Consider the following 18948-nt stretch of genomic DNA (forward strand, 5'->3'; position numbering starts at 1 on the left):
CCTATCTGCCGGAATGCGTCGCACAGGGGAGGCCGCGACCGGATTTGATCCCCGTTCACGCCCGAAATGTTCAGTCGGAGCCGGGACCGTCACCGAGCTGGAACCGCTCGAACCGCCCCAGCGCCTCCTCGATCGCCGGCCGGTCCGCCTCGCCGCCGTCCCCCACCCAGGTCCACTTCTGCATCAGAAGCTTCCCCGCCGCCCGGTCGGCCTTGAGGTCGATCGCCGCCACGATCCGGTCGCCCTTCAGCACCGGGAGGGCGAAATAGCCGAGCACCCGCTTCTCCTTCGGCAGATAGGCCTCGAAGAGATGGTCGTAGCCGAAGAAGAGCCTCAGCCGCCTGCGCTGGATGACCAGCGGATCGAACGGCGAGAGGAGATGCACCACCCCCTCCGCCGCCTCCGGCACCTCCGTCCCCCGCGCCATCCAGTGCATCTGCCGCCCGGCCCCCTCCACCGCCACCGGCAGCAGCTTCCGCCGCGCCACCCGCGCCTCGACCGCCGCCGCCACCGCCTTCTTCCGCTTCGCATCGAGGTGGCAGACCGACTCGAGGCTCACGATCCCCTGCGCCCCGAGCGCCCGGTCGAGCAGATACTCGACGACCTGCGCCTCCGACGCCGGCCTCGGCTTCCGCGCCCAGCCGAAATGCCGGTCGACCAGCTCGTAGCTCTTCACCATCCCCGCCCGCTCGCTGACCGTCAGCAGCCCGGCGAAGAAGGCCATCTGCAGCGCCCGCTTCGACGGCTTTCGGCTCGCCCAGGGGTGGTCCTTCTCCACCAGTTCGTCGTCGTCGATGTCGCGGATCGAGAGCGCCCCCTCCCGCCGCACCCGCGCCACGATCTGCCGCAGCTCGGCGGGCGTCACCGCGCCGAACCACTTCACCGGGTTCTCCCGGTGCCGCGCCATGTCGGCCATGAAGAAGCGGAAGTCCCGCGTCGGGATATAGGCGAGCGCATGCGTCCAGTATTCGAAGACCGACTTCTCGACGCTGAGCGCCCGGTGCAGATCCTCCCGCCGGTACGCGGGGATCCGCGCCCAGAGGATATGGTGGTGCGACCGCTCGATCACGTTGATCGTGTCGATCTGCACGTAGCCGAGATGCTCGACCGCCGCCCGGACCGCCTCCGCCCCCGCCCCGAACGGCGCCGCCTCGTCGAGCCGCTGCGCCCGGATCCAGATCCGCCGCGCCTCGGCCGCCGAGAGGGTCGCCGGCGCCGGCGCCCGCACCGCCACCTCACGCCCCCCGCGCGGGGCGAAAGGCCCGGTCAACCTTCCTTTCGGAGTGATTAACGCGCGCCGAAATCCCATATGAAATCAATGTGATGGCGATCCGGGCACGCGTGCCCACCCGTGCCCTCATGTCGCCCGCGCCCGGCTCTCCTCGATGTAGATCTCGCGCAGCCGCCGCGTCACCGGCCCCGGCGTCCCGTCCCCGATCGCCGTCCCGTCGATCTCCACCACCGGCGTCACGAACCCCGAGGCCGAGGTATAGAAGGCCTCCGCCGCCCCCTTCGCCTCCGCGACGGTGAACTTCCGCTCCTCGACCCGGACCTGCGCCTCCCGGGCATAGGCGATCACCGCCGCCCGGGTGATCCCGTGCAGGATCGACTCCGACAGCTCCCGCGTCACCACCACCCCGTCCCGGGTCACGATCCAGGCGTTGTTCGAGGTCCCCTCGGTGACGAAGCCGTCCTCGACCATCCAGGCGTCGTCCTTGCCCGCCTTCTTCGCCATCATCTTGCACATCGACGGCGCGAGCAGCTGCACCGTCTTGATGTCCCGCCGCCCCCAGCGGATGTCCGGCACCGAGATCACCCGGATCCCCTCCCGCCCCGAGGGCGCATCGACCAGCGCCTTCGCCTGGGTGAAGAGCACGAGGCTCGGGCGCGGCTCGGCCGGCCAGGCGAAGTCCCGGTCCGCCGCCCCCCGCGTCGCCTGCAGATAGACCATCCCCTCGACGAGCCGGTTCCGCGCCACCAGCTCGCGGTGGATCGCCTCGATCTCCGCGTCCTCCGCCGGCGCCGGCATCTCGAGCGCGGCGAGCGAGCGGTGCAGCCGGCGCAGGTGGCCGGGAAAGTCCACCAGCTTCCCCTCCAGCACGCTCGTCACCTCGTAGACCCCGTCGGCGAACAGGAACCCCCGGTCGAAGACCGAGATCCGCGCTTCCTCCTCCGGCACATAGGCGCCGTTCACATGGACGATCCGGCTCATCTCACCCCCAGAGCTCCGGCGTGGAAGGATGCACGCCCCGCGCGTCGTAGACCAGCGGATGCGCCCGGTCACGCGCCAGGAGCAGCGGCCCGTCGAGATCGGCATAGGCCGCCCCCTGCGCCACGAGCACCGCCGGCGCCATGGCGAGCGAGGTGCCGACCATGCAGCCGACCATCACCCCGAACCCCGCCGCCCGCGCCGCCTCGCGCAGCGCCAGCGCCTCGGTCAGCCCGCCCGTCTTGTCGAGCTTCACGTTGACCAGGTCGTATCGCCCAGCGAGCCCGGCCAGGCTCGCCCGGTCGTGGCAGCTCTCGTCGGCGCAGACCGGCAGCGGCCGCGCCATCTCGCCCAGCGCCGCGTCCTCCCCCGCCGGCAGCGGCTGCTCCACCATCTCGACCCCGAGCCGCACCAGCACCGGCGCCAGCGCCGCATATTCCTCCGCCGTCCACCCCTCGTTCGCGTCCACGATGATCCGCGCCCGCGGCGCCCCGGCCCTCACCGCCTCGAGCCGCGCCACGTCGCCCTCGCCGCCGAGCTTGATCTTGAGCAGCGGCCGGTGCGCGTGCCTCGCCGCCTGCGCCCGCATCGCCTCCGGCGTGTCGAGCGACAGCGTGTAGGCCGTCACCTCCGGCCCCGGTTCGGCCAGCCCGGCCAGCTGCCAGACCCGCCGCCCCGCCCGCTTCGCCTCCAGGTCCCAGAGCGCGCAGTCGACCGCGTTCCGCGCCGCCCCCGGCGGCAGCAGCCCCTGCAGCGCCGCCCGGTCGAGCCTCTCCGGCAGCCCCGCGACCTGCGCCGCCACGCTCTCCACCGTCTCGCCGTAGCGGGCGTAGGGCACGCACTCGCCCCGCCCGCGTGCGCCGCCTTCCTCCACCGTCACCGTCAGCACCCGCGCCTCGGTGCGCGACCCGCGGCTGATCCGGAAGACCCCGGCGATCGGGAAGCTCTCCGCCCGGACCTCGCGCCTCATGCGAGCGCGTCCACCAGCCGCCCCGCCCCCTGGCGGAACGGATCGACCGTCGGCAGCCCCAGCCGCGCCTCCGTCCCGGCGAGGAGCGCCAGCGCCGCCGCCTCGCCGAGCCCGGCGGTGTTGACCGACACGCCGACCACCCGCACCTCCGGGTTCACCATCCGCGCCATCTCGAGCGACAGCTCGCGCAACGCCTCGAGCGTCGGCAGCGGATAGCCCGGCAGCCCGCGCATGTGCGCCCGCGTCGGCTCGTGGCAGAGCACCAGCGCATCCGGCTGCCCGCCATGGATCAGCGCCAGCGTCACCCCGGAATAGGAGACGTGGAACAGGCTCCCCTGCCCCTCGATCAGGTCCCAGTGATCCTCATCATTGTCGGGCGTCAGCCACTCGATCGACCCGGCCATGAAGTCCGCCACCACCGCGTCGAGCGGCACCCCCGCGCCGGTGATCAGAATCCCCGTCTGCCCGGTGGCGCGGAAGGTTGCCTTCATCCCCCGCGCCCGCATCTCCCGCTCCATCGCGAGCGCGGTGTACATCTTGCCGACCGAACAGTCCGTCCCGACCGCCAGGCAGCGCCGGCCCTGCCGCCGCCGCCCGTCGGCGACCGGATAGCGATGCGGCGGCACGCGCACGTCGTGCAGCCGCCGCCCGTGCGCCATCGCCGCGGCGACGAGCTCCGATTCGTCGCGCAGGAGGTTGTGCAGCCCCGAGGCGATGTCCATCCCCTGCGCCATCGCCTCGGTCAGCACGCTGATCCAGGCCGGCGAGATCACCCCGCCGCGGTTCGCGACCCCGACCACCAGCGTCCTCGCCCCGGCGGCCACCGCCTCGGCGATGCCCATGTCCGGCAGGCCGAGGTCGGCGTTGCAGCCCTGCATCCGGTACTGGCCGATCGCGCTCTCCGGCCGCCAGTCGCGGATCCCCTGCGCCACCTTGGCCGCGAGCGGATCGGCAGCGTCGCCGAGGAAGAGCAGATAGGGCGCCGCGATCATGCCGGATCCGCGAAGTCGCGCGGCGGCGCCGGGCGCGATTCGGTGCGCCGCTTGAAGGCGCAGCGCAGGTAGGGCCCCTCGGGCGCCGCAAGCACGATCAGGCACTGGGCGACGTGCCGGTCGCCGTCGAAGATGTCGGCGAAGCCGCGCGGCACGCACCCGTCCTGCGCGTCGATCAGGCAGCCGTCCATACCCATGGCCACGACCGGGAAGCGCCGCCCCCCGCACTCCATCACGAGCCGCGGGTTGCTGCGCCCGGCGTCGAAGCCGATCGCGATCTCATCCAATGCCGCGCCCCTTTCGCGCTTCGCGTCCCGGGATCGTTCGGCCGCAGGATATTGTCCGGCAAGCACAAAACAAGCGCGAACTGCCCTCCGCCCCCGACCACCCGCCCGCGCGGCGGAAACACTCCGTCCCGCCAGGCGGGCCTTTTCTTTTCGCCGCGCAGCCGCAGGTTGACGCGAGCAGAAGGAGAAGGCGAATGGGATATCTCGATGACGGCCTCTGGCGGGTCGGGTCGGTGGCGCCGCGCACCGCCGACGGCAGGTTCGTCCGGCAGGCGAGCCGGATCCGCAACTGGATCACCCGCGACGGCTCGCCCGGCCCGACCGGCCGGGGCGGGTTTCCCGCCGAGAGCGGCCGCTATCATCTCTACGTGTCGCTCGCCTGCCCCTGGGCGCACCGGACGCTCATCTTCCGCGAGCTCAAAGGGCTCGCGCCCCACGTCAGCGTGGACGTCGTCCATCCCTGGCTCGGCCCCGACGGATGGAGCTTCGATACCGACGCCGAGGGCTCGACCGGCGACCGGGTGAACGGCAAGCGCCTCCTGCGCGAGATCTACCTCGCCTCCGACCCGCAGGCGACCGGCAAGGTGAGCGTGCCGGTGCTCTGGGACAAGGCGGAGGGGGTGATCGTCTCGAACGAGTCGGCCGAGATCATCCGCATGTTCAACTCGGCCTTCGACGGCATCACCGGCAACCGGCTCGACTTCTGGCCCGAGGCGCTGCGCGAGGAAATCGACGCGGTCAACGACCGGGTCTACCGCGGCCTCAACAACGGCGTCTATCGCGCCGGCTTCGCCCACTCGCAGGAGGCCTACGACGAGGCGGCGGCGGAGGTCTTCGCGACGCTCGACTGGCTCGAGGCGCGGCTCGGGCGGCAGCGCTACCTGCTCGGCGACCGGATCACCGAGGCGGACTGGCGGCTCGCCACCACGCTCTTCCGCTTCGATCTCGTCTACCACGGGCACTTCAAGTGCAACCGCCGGCGGCTCGTCGACCATGCCGCGCTCTGGCCCTACGCGCGGGAGCTCTACCAGGTGCCGGGCGTGGCCGCGACGGTGAACTTCGGGCAGATCGCCCGGCACTACTACACCAGCCACGAGGGGATAAACCCGAGCCGCATCGTCCCGATCGGCCCCGACATCGACTGGAGCGAACCGCACCGGCGCGGTTGAGCGCTTGCATCCGGCCGCGGCAGGCAGGAGGGTACGCGCCGGATTGTACGGGAAAGGGACTTCGCCATGGCAGACGATATCGTGATTCTCGACGGGGCACGCACCGCGATCGGCACCTTCGGCGGCAGTCTGGCGGCGATCCCGCCGATCGCGCTGGCCGCCACCGCCGCGCGCGAGGCGCTGTCGCGCGCCGGGGTCGAGGGCGGGCAGATCGGCCACGTCGTCTTCGGCCATGTCATCAACACCGAGCCGCGCGACATGTACCTGAGCCGCGCCGCCGCGATCGAGGCGGGGGTGCCGGACACGGCGCCGGCGATGAACGTCAACCGGCTCTGCGGCTCCGGGGCGCAGGCGATCGTCTCCTGCGTGCAGGCGCTCTCGCTGGGCGATGCCGACTTCGCGCTCGCCGGCGGCGCCGAGAGCATGTCCCGCGCGCCCTACTCGCTGCCCGCGGCCCGCTGGGGGCAGAAGATGGGCGATACCGCCGCCCTCGACATGATGGTCGGCGCGCTCACCTGCCCGTTCGGGACCGGCCACATGGGCGTGACGGCCGAGAACGTGGCGGCCGAGAACCAGATCACCCGCGAGGCGCAGGACGCCTTCGCCCTCGAGAGCCAGAACCGCGCCCAGGCGGCGATCCGGGAAGGCCGCTTCGCCGACCAGATCGTGCCGGTCGAGGTGACGGTGAAGCGGGAGAAGGTCGGCTTCGCCACCGACGAGCACCCCAAGGCGACGACGGCCGAGGCGCTCGCCAAGCTCAGGCCCGCCTTCCGCAAGGAGGGCTCGGTCACCGCCGGCAACGCCAGCGGGCTGAACGACGGCGCCGGCGCCGTGGTTCTCGCCACCGCCGCCGCGGCGGAAAGGGCCGGCCTCGCGCCGAAGGCGCGCATCCTCGGCTATGCCGTGGCCGGGGTCCGGCCCGAGGTCATGGGCATCGGACCGATCCCCGCGGTGCAGAAGCTGCTCGAGCGGACCGGGCTCACGGCCGACGACTTCGACGTCATCGAATCGAACGAGGCCTTCGCCGCCCAGGCGCTCGCGGTCAACAAGGGCCTCGGCCTCGACCCGGCGAAGGTGAACCCGAACGGCGGCGCCATCGCCCTCGGCCACCCGATCGGCGCCACCGGCGCCATCCTGACCATCAAGGCGCTCTACGAGCTGGCGCGGACCGGCGGCAGGAAGGGCCTCGTCACCATGTGCATCGGCGGCGGGCAGGGCATCGCGCTCGCCATCGAGCGGCTCTGAATCCTTGCGACGGGGTTAACGCCGCAACGATCTTGCCCTAAGATCAATGCCTTGGCCGGAGTCGCACGCGTGCGACTCCGTGCCGCTCACCGGGGCTCCGCCACCACCGTCCGCCGGTAGAGGTGCCAGGTGGCATGCCCGAGGATCGGCATGACGACGATCAGCCCGAGGAAGAAGGGGATCGAGCCGAGCACGAGGCCGGCGGCGACGATCAGCCCCCAGGCGGCGATCGGGACCGGATTGGCCGCCGTCACCCGCATCGAGGTGATGATCGCCACCGGCAGCCCCACGTCGCGATCGAGGAGCAGCGGGAAGGACACCACGCTGCAGGCGAGCACCAGCGCCGCGAAGAGCGCGCCCACCCCGATGCCGACGACGATCATCGTCCAGCCGGCCTTGGTGGTGAAGACGTCGCGGACGAAGTCGCCGATCGAGGCCGGATGCACGTCGCCGAAGGTGGCATAGTAGATGCCATGCGCCGTCAGCACCCAGACGATGAAGAGCGCGCCGAGCATCAGCCCGAGGGCGAAGATCGCGGCGAAGGACGGCGACCTCGTGAAGGAGATGGCGTGCGACCAGTCCGGATCCTCGCCCTGCTCGCGCCGGCGGCTCATCTCGTAGAGCCCGACCGCCGCCACCGGCCCGAGCAGCGCGAAGCCGGAGGTGATCGGGAAGAGCAGCGGCAGCAGGTTGTTGTGCAGCGCGACCCAGGCGAGCAGCGCCCCGATGACCGGATAGAGCAGGCAGAGGAAGATGACGTCGGTGCGGCAGGCGAGGAAGTCCTCGAACCCCGCGCGCAGGACGTCCCTGAGATCGCGCACCGCCATGTGGCGGATGCGCGGCAGCTCGACCTCGCCGGCATCGCCGTGGCCGATATGCGCGGCAGCCGCGCCGAGGTGCTTCCCCGCGGCGGCCGCGTGGTCGACGCTCCAGGAGAGAGGGTTCCCGATGGTGGAGTCGGACATGCTGTTCCTCCGGCACATGACTTCGCCGTCGCGGCGACTCGTGACCGGAACGCAGAGATCGCGGAGAACGAGCTGCTGCCGCTCTCGCCATGGTAGCAGAAAACGCCGCGCATGCGACATGCCTTGTCGAAACCGTGACCCGAGAGGCCGCCATGCTTCCCTCCGACCGTGACGCCTATCTCGCCTTCTTCCGCGCCGCCGAGGCGCTGAAGGACACCCTCCGCAGCGGCCACACCGCCGGCGGCCGCCCCGAGAGCACCGCCGAACACTGCTGGCGGCTCTGCCTGATGGCGGTGACGCTCGCCGACGAGCTGCCGGAGATCGACCTGCGCCGCCTCCTCGAGCTCCTCGTCCTGCACGACCTCGGCGAAGCGGTGGGCGGCGACATCCCCGCGCCGCTGCAGGGCCCGGAGAAGACGACGGCCGAACGCGCCGACTTCGCCCGGCTCATCGACCCGCTGCCCGCCCGGATCGCCGCCCGCCTGATGGCGCGCTGGGACGAGTACAACGCCGCCGCGACCCCCGAGGCGCGGCTCGCCAAGGGCCTCGACCGGCTGGAGACCGTCCTCCAGCACGTCCAGGGCGCCAACCCGCCCGGCTTCGACTATGCCTTCAACCTCGGCTACGGGCGCACCCACACCGACGCCCACCCGGTGACCGCGGCGCTCCGCGCCCCGGTCGACGAGGAGACCGCGCGCCTGGCCGCCTCGTGACCGGCAGGCGGGCCGCGTCGGGTGCGGGCGGGCGCCCGCACCCGGTCAGCGGTTGTCGGCCTGGCTGCGCACCAGCTCGAGCCCGCGGCGGGTGATCTGGTAGGGCCGTCCGTCCCGCGAGCCGATCGCCCGCCGCCGCTTCAGCCGGCGGAAGAGCTCGAGGTCGACGCCGGCCATCAGCCAGCCGTCGCGGTTCCAGCACTCCACCGCGCGGATGCGGCCGCGCTCGCACCGGAGCGGGCGGATCTCGCCCCCCTGCGCCAGCGCGTGCAGCACGCGCTGTTCCTGTCGGGAAATGTCCATGTCGGTCGTCTGCAATGAAAATGGCAAGGAGCGCCCGCGCAGCGTCACGCCTGCGGAGCGCCTGATCCCACCTGCCTCGCCCCCGCGGGCGAGGCGCTAGCGAATGACCGACTGACTAGACACGAGCCCGCGTTAGGCCGAATCGGCCCCGGCGGTCAATCGCCTCCGTCGGCCGGCTTGAACGCCATGCCCCGCCGGCTACCTTGCCCGCCATTCTCGAGAGGGACGCGATGCAGCCAGACGCCACCGGTCTCGAACGCTTCGTCGCCGCCCAGGACCCAGTCTGGCCCGACGTCGTGGCCGAGCTGACCGCCGGTCGCAAGGCGACCCACTGGATGTGGTTCGTCTTCCCGCAGATCGCCGGCCTCGGGCGGAGCGGCATGGCGCAGCGCTACGCCCTCGCCTCGGTGGCGGAGGCGGCGGCCTACCTCGACCACCCGGTGCTCGGCCCGCGGCTCCGGCAGGCGACCGGCCTCATGCTGCTGCACGCCGCCCGGCCGGCCGAGACGATCCTGGGCGGGATCGACGCGATGAAGTTCCGCTCCTCGATGACGCTCTTCGCGCTGGCCCGGCCTGAGGAGCGATGCTTCGAGGCCGCGCTCGACGCCTTCTTCGGCGGCGCCCCCGACCCGGCCACGCTGGAGCGGGTGGCCGGCTGAGCGGCGGCCGAGCGGGGCAGGGGTTGCGGCCCGGAAGCCGCCGGGCCTATCGTGCCCGCGCCGGCCCGGGGGCGCCGGGAGAACGAGGGAGGGACCCCGTGAGCGGACCGTTGCCGCATCCGGAGGACGAGGGGGGCGTCTGGATCGGGCGCGCCTGGGTGCCTGAGACCGGCCCCTGCGTCGTCGCCGTCCGCGACGGCAGCGTCGTCGACCTGACCTCGCGCGAAGCGCCCACCGTCCGCGACCTGCTCGAGCTCGACGACCCGGTCGGCTGGGCGCGGGCGACGCGCGGCCGCCCGATCGGCCGGCTCGACGACCTCGCCGAGGCGGCCCGCGCCGGCGCCGGGGACCGCGCCCGGCTGATCGCCCCCTGCGACCTGCAGGCGATCAAGGCCTGCGGCGTGACCTTCGCCCGCTCGATGATCGAGCGGGTGATCGAGGAGCGCGCCGCCGGCGACCCCGCGCGCGCCGAGGAGATCCGCGCCCGGATCGCCGGGCTGATCGGCGCCAGCCTGCGCGACATCGAGCCGGGCAGCGAAGCGGCCGCGGCCGCCAAGCAGGCCCTCCAGGCCGAGGGCCTCTGGAGCCAGTATCTCGAGGTCGGCATCGGCCCCGACGCCGAGGTCTTCACCAAGAGCCAGCCGATGTCGGCGGTCGGCTGGGGCGCGATGGTCGGCCTGCACCCGGTCTCGCACTGGAACAACCCCGAGCCCGAGGTGGTCCTCGCCGTCGACAGCCGCGGGCGCATCCGCGGCGCGAGCCTCGGCAACGACGTGAACCTGCGCGACGTCGAGGGCCGCTCGGCGCTGCTGCTCGGCAAGGCGAAGGACAACAACGCCGCCTGCGCCATCGGCCCCTTCATCCGCCTCTTCGACGAGGACTTCACCCTCGACGACGTGCGCGCCGCCGAGCTCGCGATGACCGTCGAGGGCAGGGACGGCTTCCGGCTCGAGGGCCGCTCGTCGATGCGCGAGATCAGCCGCGACCCGGCCGACCTCGTGGCGCAGACCATCGGCCGGCACCACCAGTACCCGGACGGCTTCATGCTCTTCCTCGGCACCATGTTCGCCCCGGTCAACGACCGCGACGCGCCGGGGCAGGGCTTCACCCACCACGCCGGGGACATCGTCACCATCGCCGCGCCTGGCCTGGGCGCGCTCGTCAACAGCGTCGGCCTCGCCACGGACGCCCCGGAGTGGACGTTCGGCGCCGCCGCGCTGATGCGCAACCTGGCCGGCCGCGGCCTCATCTGAAAGGACCTCCCGCCATGGCGCTGCACCGGAACCTCATCGACGGCGAGTGGATCGAGGGCGAGCCCGTCCCGAACCTCAACCCGGCCAACGTGAAGGAGGTGGTCGGCGAATACGCCCGCGCCACCGCCGAGGACGCGAAGCGCGCGATCGCCGCCGCCAGGGCGGCCTTCCCGGCCTGGTCGCGCTCGGGCCCCCTCGAGCGGCACGGCGTGCTGCGCAAGGCCGCCGACGAGATCCTCGCCCGCAAGGAGGAGCTCGGCCGCCTCCTGGCGCGCGAGGAGGGCAAGACCCTCGCCGAGGGCATCGGCGAGACGGTCCGCGCGGCGCAGATCTTCGACTTCTTCGCCGGCGAGTGCCTGCGGCTGACCGGCGAGATCCTGCCCTCGGTGCGCCCGGGCGTCGGCGTCGAGATCACCCGCGAGGGGGTCGGCGTCGTCGGCCTCATCACCCCCTGGAACTTTCCCATCGCCATCCCGGCCTGGAAGCTCGCGCCCGCGCTCACCTACGGCAACACCGTGGTCTTGAAGCCCGCCGACCTCGTCCCCGGCTGCTCCTGGGCGATCGTCGACATCCTGCACCGCGCCGGCCTGCCCAAGGGGGTCCTGAACCTCGTCATGGGCAAGGGCTCGGTCGTCGGCCAGGCGATGCTCGACAGCCCGGACGTCGATGCGATCAGCTTCACCGGCAGCCAGGCGACCGGCGCCCGCGTCGCCGAGGCGAGCATCAAGGTGATGCGCCGCTTCCAGCTCGAGATGGGGGGCAAGAACCCGCTCGTCGTGCTCGACGACGCCGACCTCGACGTCGCGGTCGAATGCGCGGTCAACGGCGCCTTCTTCTCGACCGGCCAGCGCTGCACCGCCTCCTCGCGGCTGATCGTGACGGCGGGCATCCACGACCGCTTCGTCGCCGCCGTCGCCGAGCGGCTGAAGGCCCTGAAGGTCGACGATCCGCTGAAGGAGGGCACCCACATCGGCCCGGTGGTCGACGCCGGCCAGCTCAAGCAGGACGAGGACTATATCGCCATCGGCCGCCAGGAGGGCGCCGAGCTCGTCGCCGGCGGCGAGCGGCTGACCCGCGACACCGAGGGCTTCTTCCTCTCCCCGGCGCTCTTCGTCGGCGCGACCAACGAGATGCGCATCAGCCGCGAGGAGATCTTCGGCCCGGTCGCCGGGGTGATCCGGGTGAAGGACTACGACGAGGCGCTCGCCGTGGCGAACGACACGCCCTTCGGCCTCTCCTCGGGCATCTGCACCACCTCGCTCCGGCACGCGACCCACTTCAAGCGCAACGCCGCGGCCGGGATGGTGATGGTGAACCTCCCCACGGCGGGCGTCGACTTCCACGTCCCCTTCGGCGGCCGCAAGGGCTCGAGCTACGGCCCGCGCGAGCAGGGGCGCTACGCGGCGGAGTTCTACACCACCGTCAAGACCGCCTACACCCTCCCCTGAGCGAGGGGCGAGGCATGGCGCGCATCCGGATCGGCGTCGGCGGCTGGGTCTACGAGCCCTGGCGGGGCAGCTTCTTCCCGCCCGGGCTCCCGCAGCGCGAGGAACTCGCCTACGCCAGCCGCCACCTCACCTCGATCGAGATCAACGGCACCTACTACGGCTCGCAGAAGCCCGCGAGCTTCGCCAGGTGGCACGCGGAAACCCCGGACGACTTCGTCTTCGCGGTGAAGGGCCCGCGCTTCGCCACCAACCGCAAGCTGCTGGCCGAGGCCGGCCCCTCGATCGAGCGCTTCTTCACCGGCGGGGTGATGGAGCTCCGCGACAAGCTCGGCCCGGTCAACTGGCAGTTCATGGCCACCAAGCGGTTCGACCCCGAGGACTTCGCCGCCTTCCTCGCCCTCCTGCCGCGCGCGGTCGACGGCCGCCCGATCCGCCACGCCGTCGAGGTCCGCCACCCGAGCTTCCGCACTCCGGAGTTCGTGGCGCTCGCCCGCGGCGCCGGCGTCGCGGTGATCCTCGGCGCCGATTCGCACTTCCCCGAAATCGCCGACGTCACCGCCCCCTTCGTCTACGTCCGCATCATGGGCACCCGCGAGGAGGAGGCGGCAGGCTACCCGCCGGCCGAGCTCGCCGCCTGGGCGGCCCGCGCCCGCCGCTGGGCCGCAGGCGCCGCACCGGACGACCTCGAGACGGTCGCCGAACCGGCCGAGCCGGCGGCGCGGGACGTCTTCCTCTACGTCATCAGCGGCGCCAAGCACCGCAACCCCGCCGCCGCGATGGCGCTGATCGACCGCATCGCCGGGTGATCGCGGGCCTCCGCCCGGACCCGAGTTGCGCGCTGGTACGGGTGGTCGGGATCGAACCGACACTCTGTCGCCAGAACCGGATTTTGAGTCCGGCGCGTCTACCAGTTCCGCCACACCCGCCGAGCGCGCGCACCATAGCCGCAGCCCGCCACGACCCGCAAGCGCGGGCGCGACGACTGCCGATTGATCCCGCCCGCCGCGCCCGGCTATGCTCTCCCGGACGCTGCGGGGGACGGCCGAGGCACGGCCGCCGCCGGCCGTCGGGCCGCGTTAGCTCAGCCGGTAGAGCAACCGCCTTGTAAGCGGTAGGTCGTGGGTTCGAATCCCTCACGCGGCACCAGGCCTCCCGCCCGATCACCAACCCGTTGACACGCGCCCCGACCACGCCGCAGGATCTGACCGTCACGGTGCCGGCTCGCCCCCAGGCGGGCCGGAGAATAGGGAAGCCGGTGCGAAGCCGGCGCTGCCCCCGCAACTGTAAGCGGCGCTTCCCTCCCAGCATGCCACTGGCCGGACCGGCCGGGAAGGCGGGAGGGGCTCGAGCCGCGAGCCAGGAGACCTGCCGCGACGCGACGTGAACCCGGGCGGGGCGCCTGCGGGAGTCGGGCGCCGCGCCGCCCTCCCGTCGTGCCTCGCCCCATGCAGCGGGGATGCTGATGCAGGCGACGGAACTCCTCACCGGCCCCACGGCCACCCGCCGGGAAACGGTCGGCCCGACCGCCGAACAGGCCTTCCTTGCCTGGGCCCTGGCGCTGCCGCCGGCGAGCGACACCTCCGCCGCCGCCCGGCTGGCGCTCGCCGCCCTGCCCGCCGCCGGCGGGCCCGACCTCGCGCGGCTGCGCGGCTACCTCGAGCTCGCGGCCCGGACCGGCGCCGCGGCGCCGCGCAGCGGCAGACGCCGGCGCCACCCAAACTGACGGAGGCACAGGCTCCCGCCCCCCGCGGGCGGCAACGGGGACGGACGCTCCGCGCCCGCCCCCGCCATCTCCGGTCGCGGTCATCGGCTTCCCAGCCTGTACCGCCCGCCGACCCTCGACCCCCGCGCCGCGAAAGCCAAGCGCCGCATCTTCGGTCGGTAAATATCCTCGGGGGTGAATTGGCCGCAGGCCAAGAGGGGGCAGACGGCCCCCTCGCGCCCGCGCCGCAGCCGGCCCGTCCCCGGCAGGCCGCCGCGCCAACCCCCCGTTGACATCGCCTGGCCGTTGACGCAGCTTCGTGCCGCCTTGGTTCGGGCGGGCGACCGTCCGTGAAAAGGGAACGCGGTGCGGCGCCCGATCCCGGGAGCCAATTCCGCGGCTGCCCCCGCAACTGTAGGCGGCGAGCGTCGCCAGGACGCCACTGGGCTCGATGGCCCGGGAAGGCTGGCGCACGCGACGACCCGCGAGCCAGGAGACCTGCCTCGGCGTTCACCCGGTCCCCGCACGGGCGGCGCGGCGGGCGGCGGTTCTTCCGCAGTGGTGACGTCCACCGTCTGCGGAAGGCACGCCCTTCCAACGACCTGTCGAGGGGCTGGAAGGAACATGCGAAACATCACACTCGCGATCTCGGCGGCGTGCCTCTGGGCCGGCGCGGCGGCGGCGCAGGAATGGACCGGCGCGCCGCTCGAGCTCGACCCGATCATCGTCTCGGGCGGGCTCACCCCGGTGCCGGCCGAGGAGTTCGGCCGCGCCGTCTCGGTCGTCACCGCCGAGGATCTCGCCCGCAGCCAGGCGACCTACGTCGCCGACGCGCTGCGCGCGCTCCCCGGCGTCTCGGTGACCCGGACCGGCGGCGCCGGCGGCCTGACCCAGGTGCGCCTGCGCGGCGCCGAGGTGAACCACACCGTCGTGCTGATCGACGGCGTCGAGGCCTCGGCGCCCGAGAACGGCGAGTTCGACTTCGGCGGCCTGCTCACCGCCGACATCGCGCGCATCGAGGTGCTGCGCGGGCCGCAGTCGGCGATCTACGGCTCGAACGCCATCGGCGGCGTCATCTCGATCACCACCAGGGAGGCCGAGACCGCCGGGACGAGCCACGCCGCGAGCGCCGAGGTCGGCACCGACGGCACCGTCGGCGGGCTCCTCGCCGTCAGGCGGCTGACCGACCGGGCCAACCTCAGCCTCTCGCTGGCGGCGCGCGACGTGGCCGGCTTCGACGTCTCCGACACCCCCGGCGGCGAGGACGACGGCGACAACAACGTGACGATCAACGCCCGCGCCAGCTTCGCGCTCACCGACGCGCTCGGCGTCGGCGGCACGCTGCGCTACGTCGACCGCACCTCCGCCTACGACGACTTCATCTTCGGCGCCCCGAGCCGCGACGAGCTGGTCGCCGACGCCGACCTCGAGCGGCGCCGGATCGAGGTCTTCGGCTCGGCCTTCGCGACGCTCGACGCCCTCGGCGGGCGGATGGCGAACGAGCTCAGCCTCACCCACGCCGACATGGACGACGAGGACCGCCGCGACGGCGTGCGCGACGCCGACACCACCAGCCGGCGGACCGCGCTGCGCTATCTCGGCACCGTCGCCCTCGACGCCGGAACGGTGGAAGCGGCCACCCAGACCGTGAGCTTCGGCGTCGAGCGGATCGAGGAGAGCTTCCGCAACAACGACGCGGGCCTCGTCTTCGACCCGAGCCAGATGGACGAGCAGAGCCGCGAGCTGACCGGCCTGATCGGCCAGTACCGCGGCGTCTTCCTCGACGCGCTGAGCGTGCAGGCGAACCTGCGCCACGACTTCAACGACGGCTTCGCCGACGTGACGACCTGGAGCCTCGCCGGCTCCTGGGCCCTGCCGAACGACACGACGCGGCTGCATGCCTCCTACGGCACCGGCTCGCAGAACCCCACCCTCTTCGAGCAGTTCGGCTATATTCCCCAGAGCTGGGTCGGCAACCCGGATCTGAAGCCCGAATCGAGCCGGGGCTGGGACGCCGGCGTCGAGCAGGGCTTCCTCGCGGGGCGGGCGGTGATCGACGTGGCCTACTTCCAGGACCGGCTGAAGGACGAGATCAACGCGACCTACGACTTCGCCACCGGCGAATCGACCCCCTACAACGAGGACGGCACCAGCGAGCGGCAGGGCGTCGAGATCGCCGGCACCTTCCAGGCCACCGATGCGCTGACCCTCGGCCTCGCCTACACCTGGCTCGACGCCCAGGATCCCGACGGCGGCCAGGAGGTGCGCCGGCCCGGGCAGGAGATCGCGCTCAACCTCGACTATGCGCTGCCGGACGACCGGACCGTGCTGCACCTCGACGCCCGGCGGGTGATCGACAACGTCGACTACGACTTCACCGCGCCCGCCTTCGGCACCGAGCGGGTCGCGCTCGACGACTATACCCTCGTCAACCTCGCCGCCGAGCACCGGCTGACCGACACGGTGACCCTGACCGGCCGGATCGAGAACCTGCTCGACGCCGACTACCAGGAGCTCGACGGCTACGCGACGCCCGGCGTCACCGCCTTCCTCGGCCTCAGGAGCGCCTTCTGAGCGATGCGCCTGCCGGCCGCCTGCCTGCTCCTCGCCCTCGCCGCCCCGGCGGCAGCCCCGGCCTCCACCCCGGCTGTCACCCCCCCGGCGCGTGTGGTGTCGATGAACCTCTGCACCGACCAGCTCGCCATGCTGCTGGCGGCACCGGGGCAGCTCGTCTCGGTGTCCTGGCTGGCGCAGGACCCGCGCTCCTCGGCGATGGCGGCCGAGGCGGCCACCTATCCGGCCAACCGCGGGCTCGCCGAGGAGGTCTTCCTGCGCCGCCCCGACCTCGTGCTCGCCGGCACCTTCACCGCGCGGGCGAGCGTCGGGATGCTGCGACGCCTCGGCGTCCCCGTTCTCGAGCTGCCGCCGGCGCTCTCCTTCGCCGACGCGCGGGCGCAGATCGCCGAGGTCGGCGCCGCGCTCGGCCGCGAGGCCGCGGCGGCGGCGCTCCTCGCCCGCTTCGACGCCGCCCTCGCCGCCGTGCCGCCGCCCCCCGCCACGCGCCCGACCGCGGCGATCGTCGGCGAGAGCGGCTTCGCCGCCGGGCCGGAGAGCCTCAGCGGCGCCGTGCTCGAGGCGGCGGGCTTCGCCAACCTGCTCGGCCCGATGGGCTACGAGACGGCCGCCCGCCTCCCGCTCGAGGCGCTGGTGATGGGCCGCCCCGACCTCCTCGTCCTGCCCGAGCCTTGGCCGGGCTGGTCGCAGGCCGAGGAGTTCCTCCGCCACCCCGCCCTCGCCGCGACCGGGGCGGAACTGGTCCTGCCCGACCGCAACTGGGTCTGCCCGACGCTCGCGCTCTTCGACAACCTCGACGCGCTCGTCGCCGTGCGGCAGACCCTGGCCCGATGATCCCGCGCCCGCTCCTCGCCGCGCTGGCCCTCCTCGTCGGCCTGCTCTTCCTCGGCTCGCTGCTGGTCGGCCCCGCCGCGGTCGGCCCGCTCGACAGCCTTCGCGCCCTTCTCCTCGGCGGCGACGGGCCGCTCCCCCTCGTCATGCGCGAGGTCCGCCTGCCGCGGGCGATCCTCGGCCTGCTCGTCGGCGCCAGCCTCGGCCTCGGCGGCGCCGCGCTGCAGGGCTACCTGCGCAACCCGCTCGCCGAGCCGGGCCTGATCGGCGTCGGCCCCTCGGCCGCGCTCGGCGCCGTCGTCGCGCTGCAGACGGGCTTCGCGCTCGACTTCTCCCTCGGCCTGCCCGCCGCCGCCCTCGCCGGCGCCGGCGTCGCCGTCGCGCTCCTCCTCCTGCTCGCCGGCCCGCGCGGATCGTCGATGACGCTGATCCTCGCCGGCATCGCCCTCAGCGCGCTCGCCGGCGCGCTGACCTCGCTCGTGCTCAACCTCTCCCCCAACCCCTTCGCGGCGACGGAGATCATGTTCTGGCTGATGGGCTCGCTCGCCGACCGCTCCTTTGCCCACGTCTGGGTCGCCGCGCCCTTCGTCGCCGCCGGCGCCTGGGCGATGCTCGGCCTCGGTCGCGGCCTCGACGCGCTCACCCTCGGCGAGGACGCCGCCGCCTCGCTCGGCATCGCGCTGCCACGCCTCAGGCTCCGCCTCGTCCTCGGCGTGGCCGCCGCCGTCGGGGCGAGCACCGCCGTCGCCGGCAGCGTCGGCTTCGTCGGCCTCGTCGTCCCGCACCTGCTGCGCCCGCTGGTCGGCGCCCGCCCCTCGGCGCTCCTGCCCGCCTCCGCCCTCGGCGGCGCGGCGATGGTGCTCGCCGCCGACATCGCCGTCCGCCTCGTCCTGCCCGGCCGCGGCCTGCAGCTCGGCGTCCTCACCGCGCTCGTCGGCGCGCCGCTCTTCCTGCACCTCATCTTCCGCACCCGGAGGGAGTTCCGGTGACGCTCCTCGCCCTCGACTGCCTCTCCGTCGACCTCGACGGCCGCCCGGTCGTCGCCGACGTCACCCTCGCCGTCGCCCCCGGCGAGGTCGTCGGCCTCATCGGCCCGAACGGCGCCGGCAAGACGACGCTGATGCGCGCCGCCCTCGGCCTCGTCCCCGCCCGCGGCCGCTCCAGCCTCGCCGCCCTGCCGCCGCCCGCCCGCGCCCGTGCCGCCGCCTTCATGCCGCAGGGCCGCGAGATCGCCTGGCCCGTCACCGTCGAGACCCTGGTCGCCCTCGGCCGCGTCCCCTGGCTCCCGGCCCTCGACGCCGACGCCGGCGGCGCTGCCGCCGTCGCCCGCGCCCTCGACCGCCTCGACCTCACCACCCACGCCCGGCGCATTGTCACCCACCTCTCGGGCGGCGAGCAGGCCCGCGCCCTCCTCGCCCGCACCCTGGCGCAGGAGACCCCGCTCGTCCTCGCCGACGAGCCGACGGCCGGCTTCGACCCCGCCCACCAGATCGCGACCCTCCGCCTCTTCCGCGACCTCGCCGCCGAGGGCCGCGGCGTCATGCTCTCGCTGCACGACCTCGGCTTCGCCGCCCGCTACTGCACCCGCCTCGTCCTCCTCCGGGCCGGCCGCCTGGAAGCGGACGGCC

General features: G+C 73.3%; 19 protein-coding genes, 2 tRNA genes and 2 riboswitches. Of the genes, 13 read left to right on the plus strand and 8 right to left on the minus strand.

From position 1 onward, the window contains the following. Window positions 1-70: 70 nt before the first annotated feature. The 5 genes from Q0112_RS07990 to Q0112_RS08010 form a co-directional block, all read right to left on the minus strand. A complete protein-coding gene (locus tag Q0112_RS07990; protein ID WP_297973691.1) occupies window positions 71-1234 on the minus strand; it encodes a crosslink repair DNA glycosylase YcaQ family protein in 1164 nt (387 codons plus the stop codon). Between the two features lie 123 nt (window positions 1235-1357). Then, complete coding sequence (locus Q0112_RS07995) at window positions 1358-2212, minus strand: D-amino-acid transaminase (protein WP_297973694.1); 855 nt, start codon at window positions 2210-2212, stop codon at window positions 1358-1360. Window position 2213: 1 nt separating this feature from the next. Next, complete coding sequence (dgcA, locus tag Q0112_RS08000) at window positions 2214-3179, minus strand: N-acetyl-D-Glu racemase DgcA (RefSeq protein WP_297973697.1); 966 nt, start codon at window positions 3177-3179, stop codon at window positions 2214-2216. Continuing rightward, the gene (gene dgcN, locus Q0112_RS08005; RefSeq protein WP_297973700.1) at window positions 3176-4171 is read right to left on the minus strand and encodes an N-acetyltransferase DgcN; all 996 of its coding nucleotides are present in this window, start codon (window positions 4169-4171) and stop codon (window positions 3176-3178) included. Before dgcN ends, dgcA begins: the two co-directional genes overlap by 4 nt. Further along, complete coding sequence (locus Q0112_RS08010) at window positions 4168-4458, minus strand: hypothetical protein (protein WP_297973704.1); 291 nt, start codon at window positions 4456-4458, stop codon at window positions 4168-4170. Before Q0112_RS08010 ends, dgcN begins: the two co-directional genes overlap by 4 nt. Before the next feature lie 194 nt (window positions 4459-4652). On the opposite strand from Q0112_RS08010, the gene Q0112_RS08015 reads away from it, so the two are divergent. Beyond that, window positions 4653-5627, plus strand: coding sequence for a glutathione S-transferase family protein (locus Q0112_RS08015; RefSeq protein ID WP_297973706.1), 975 nt, complete (start codon window positions 4653-4655; stop codon window positions 5625-5627). 66 nt (window positions 5628-5693) lie between these two features. Then, complete coding sequence (bktB, locus tag Q0112_RS08020) at window positions 5694-6872, plus strand: beta-ketothiolase BktB (protein WP_297973709.1); 1179 nt, start codon at window positions 5694-5696, stop codon at window positions 6870-6872. 86 nt (window positions 6873-6958) lie between these two features. On the opposite strand, the gene Q0112_RS08025 is transcribed toward bktB, so the two are convergent. After that, window positions 6959-7837 carry a DUF2189 domain-containing protein gene (locus tag Q0112_RS08025; protein ID WP_297973712.1) on the minus strand — a complete coding sequence of 293 codons (879 nt, stop codon included), beginning with the start codon at window positions 7835-7837 and terminating at the stop codon, window positions 6959-6961. 152 nt (window positions 7838-7989) lie between these two features. Between Q0112_RS08025 and Q0112_RS08030 the strand changes: the two genes are divergently transcribed. Further along, window positions 7990-8550, plus strand: a complete 561-nt coding sequence (locus tag Q0112_RS08030) for an HD family hydrolase (protein ID WP_297973714.1) — start codon at window positions 7990-7992, stop codon at window positions 8548-8550. A 45-nt stretch (window positions 8551-8595) separates the two neighbouring features. On the opposite strand, the gene Q0112_RS08035 is transcribed toward Q0112_RS08030, so the two are convergent. Continuing rightward, window positions 8596-8853: a YjhX family toxin gene (locus tag Q0112_RS08035; RefSeq protein ID WP_297973716.1), complete on the minus strand. Its 258-nt coding sequence runs from the start codon at window positions 8851-8853 to the stop codon at window positions 8596-8598. 230 nt (window positions 8854-9083) lie between these two features. Between Q0112_RS08035 and Q0112_RS08040 the strand changes: the two genes are divergently transcribed. The 4 genes from Q0112_RS08040 (at window position 9084) to Q0112_RS08055 (ending at window position 13019) form a co-directional block, all read left to right on the plus strand. After that, window positions 9084-9512, plus strand: coding sequence for a DUF1810 domain-containing protein (locus Q0112_RS08040; RefSeq protein WP_297973718.1), 429 nt, complete (start codon window positions 9084-9086; stop codon window positions 9510-9512). Window positions 9513-9610: 98 nt separating this feature from the next. Then, a complete protein-coding gene (locus tag Q0112_RS08045; protein WP_297973720.1) occupies window positions 9611-10765 on the plus strand; it encodes a fumarylacetoacetate hydrolase family protein in 1155 nt (384 codons plus the stop codon). A 14-nt stretch (window positions 10766-10779) separates the two neighbouring features. Then, complete coding sequence (locus Q0112_RS08050) at window positions 10780-12213, plus strand: aldehyde dehydrogenase family protein (protein WP_297973723.1); 1434 nt, start codon at window positions 10780-10782, stop codon at window positions 12211-12213. 14 nt (window positions 12214-12227) lie between these two features. Next, window positions 12228-13019, plus strand: a complete 792-nt coding sequence (locus tag Q0112_RS08055) for a DUF72 domain-containing protein (RefSeq protein ID WP_297973726.1) — start codon at window positions 12228-12230, stop codon at window positions 13017-13019. A 33-nt stretch (window positions 13020-13052) separates the two neighbouring features. Here the strand turns inward: Q0112_RS08055 and Q0112_RS08060 are convergent. Next, window positions 13053-13139: transfer RNA gene (locus Q0112_RS08060), tRNA-Leu, on the minus strand. Window positions 13140-13283: 144 nt separating this feature from the next. Between Q0112_RS08060 and Q0112_RS08065 the strand changes: the two genes are divergently transcribed. From Q0112_RS08065 to Q0112_RS08090, 6 genes are all read left to right on the plus strand, one after another. Then, window positions 13284-13359 (plus strand) — tRNA-Thr (locus Q0112_RS08065). 48 nt (window positions 13360-13407) lie between these two features. Beyond that, a riboswitch (cobalamin riboswitch) is annotated at window positions 13408-13601 on the plus strand. 74 nt (window positions 13602-13675) lie between these two features. Then, on the plus strand, window positions 13676-13936 hold the full coding sequence (locus Q0112_RS08070) for a hypothetical protein (RefSeq protein ID WP_297973729.1): 261 nt from the start codon (window positions 13676-13678) through the stop codon (window positions 13934-13936). 290 nt (window positions 13937-14226) lie between these two features. Beyond that, window positions 14227-14436, plus strand: a riboswitch (cobalamin riboswitch). Between the two features lie 103 nt (window positions 14437-14539). Next, window positions 14540-16489 (plus strand): TonB-dependent siderophore receptor, encoded by a 1950-nt coding sequence (locus Q0112_RS08075; RefSeq protein ID WP_297973732.1) that lies wholly within the window; start codon window positions 14540-14542, stop codon window positions 16487-16489. Between the two features lie 3 nt (window positions 16490-16492). Next, on the plus strand, window positions 16493-17323 hold the full coding sequence (locus tag Q0112_RS08080) for an ABC transporter substrate-binding protein (protein WP_297973735.1): 831 nt from the start codon (window positions 16493-16495) through the stop codon (window positions 17321-17323). After that, window positions 17320-18309: an iron ABC transporter permease gene (locus Q0112_RS08085; protein WP_297973737.1), complete on the plus strand. Its 990-nt coding sequence runs from the start codon at window positions 17320-17322 to the stop codon at window positions 18307-18309. The genes Q0112_RS08080 and Q0112_RS08085 overlap by 4 nt, the downstream gene beginning before the upstream one ends. Then, the coding region (locus tag Q0112_RS08090; RefSeq protein WP_297973740.1) for an ABC transporter ATP-binding protein at window positions 18306-18948 on the plus strand (643 nt) is incomplete at its 3' end. The genes Q0112_RS08085 and Q0112_RS08090, both read left to right, overlap by 4 nt.

Origin of the sequence: uncultured Amaricoccus sp. (assembly GCF_937858865.1) — a bacterium.
Classification (GTDB): domain Bacteria; phylum Pseudomonadota; class Alphaproteobacteria; order Rhodobacterales; family Rhodobacteraceae; genus Amaricoccus.

What these genes read in the sequence shown, in the direction of transcription:
- Q0112_RS07995 (WP_297973694.1), bottom strand. Translation starts at nt 2,212, where the DNA reads ATGAGCCGGATCGTCCATGTGAACGGCGCCTATGTGCCGGAGGAGGAA.
- Q0112_RS08080 (WP_297973735.1), top strand. Translation starts at nt 16,493, where the DNA reads ATGCGCCTGCCGGCCGCCTGCCTGCTCCTCGCCCTCGCCGCCCCGGCG.
- Q0112_RS08075 (WP_297973732.1), top strand. Translation starts at nt 14,540, where the DNA reads ATGCGAAACATCACACTCGCGATCTCGGCGGCGTGCCTCTGGGCCGGC.
- Q0112_RS08040 (WP_297973718.1), top strand. Translation starts at nt 9,084, where the DNA reads ATGCAGCCAGACGCCACCGGTCTCGAACGCTTCGTCGCCGCCCAGGAC.
- Q0112_RS08050 (WP_297973723.1), top strand. Translation starts at nt 10,780, where the DNA reads ATGGCGCTGCACCGGAACCTCATCGACGGCGAGTGGATCGAGGGCGAG.
- Q0112_RS08035 (WP_297973716.1), bottom strand. Translation starts at nt 8,853, where the DNA reads ATGGACATTTCCCGACAGGAACAGCGCGTGCTGCACGCGCTGGCGCAG.
- Q0112_RS08055 (WP_297973726.1), top strand. Translation starts at nt 12,228, where the DNA reads ATGGCGCGCATCCGGATCGGCGTCGGCGGCTGGGTCTACGAGCCCTGG.
- dgcN (WP_297973700.1), bottom strand. Translation starts at nt 4,171, where the DNA reads ATGATCGCGGCGCCCTATCTGCTCTTCCTCGGCGACGCTGCCGATCCG.
- Q0112_RS08085 (WP_297973737.1), top strand. Translation starts at nt 17,320, where the DNA reads ATGATCCCGCGCCCGCTCCTCGCCGCGCTGGCCCTCCTCGTCGGCCTG.
- dgcA (WP_297973697.1), bottom strand. Translation starts at nt 3,179, where the DNA reads ATGAGGCGCGAGGTCCGGGCGGAGAGCTTCCCGATCGCCGGGGTCTTC.
- Q0112_RS08070 (WP_297973729.1), top strand. Translation starts at nt 13,676, where the DNA reads ATGCAGGCGACGGAACTCCTCACCGGCCCCACGGCCACCCGCCGGGAA.
- Q0112_RS08030 (WP_297973714.1), top strand. Translation starts at nt 7,990, where the DNA reads ATGCTTCCCTCCGACCGTGACGCCTATCTCGCCTTCTTCCGCGCCGCC.
- Q0112_RS08015 (WP_297973706.1), top strand. Translation starts at nt 4,653, where the DNA reads ATGGGATATCTCGATGACGGCCTCTGGCGGGTCGGGTCGGTGGCGCCG.
- Q0112_RS08025 (WP_297973712.1), bottom strand. Translation starts at nt 7,837, where the DNA reads ATGTCCGACTCCACCATCGGGAACCCTCTCTCCTGGAGCGTCGACCAC.
- bktB (WP_297973709.1), top strand. Translation starts at nt 5,694, where the DNA reads ATGGCAGACGATATCGTGATTCTCGACGGGGCACGCACCGCGATCGGC.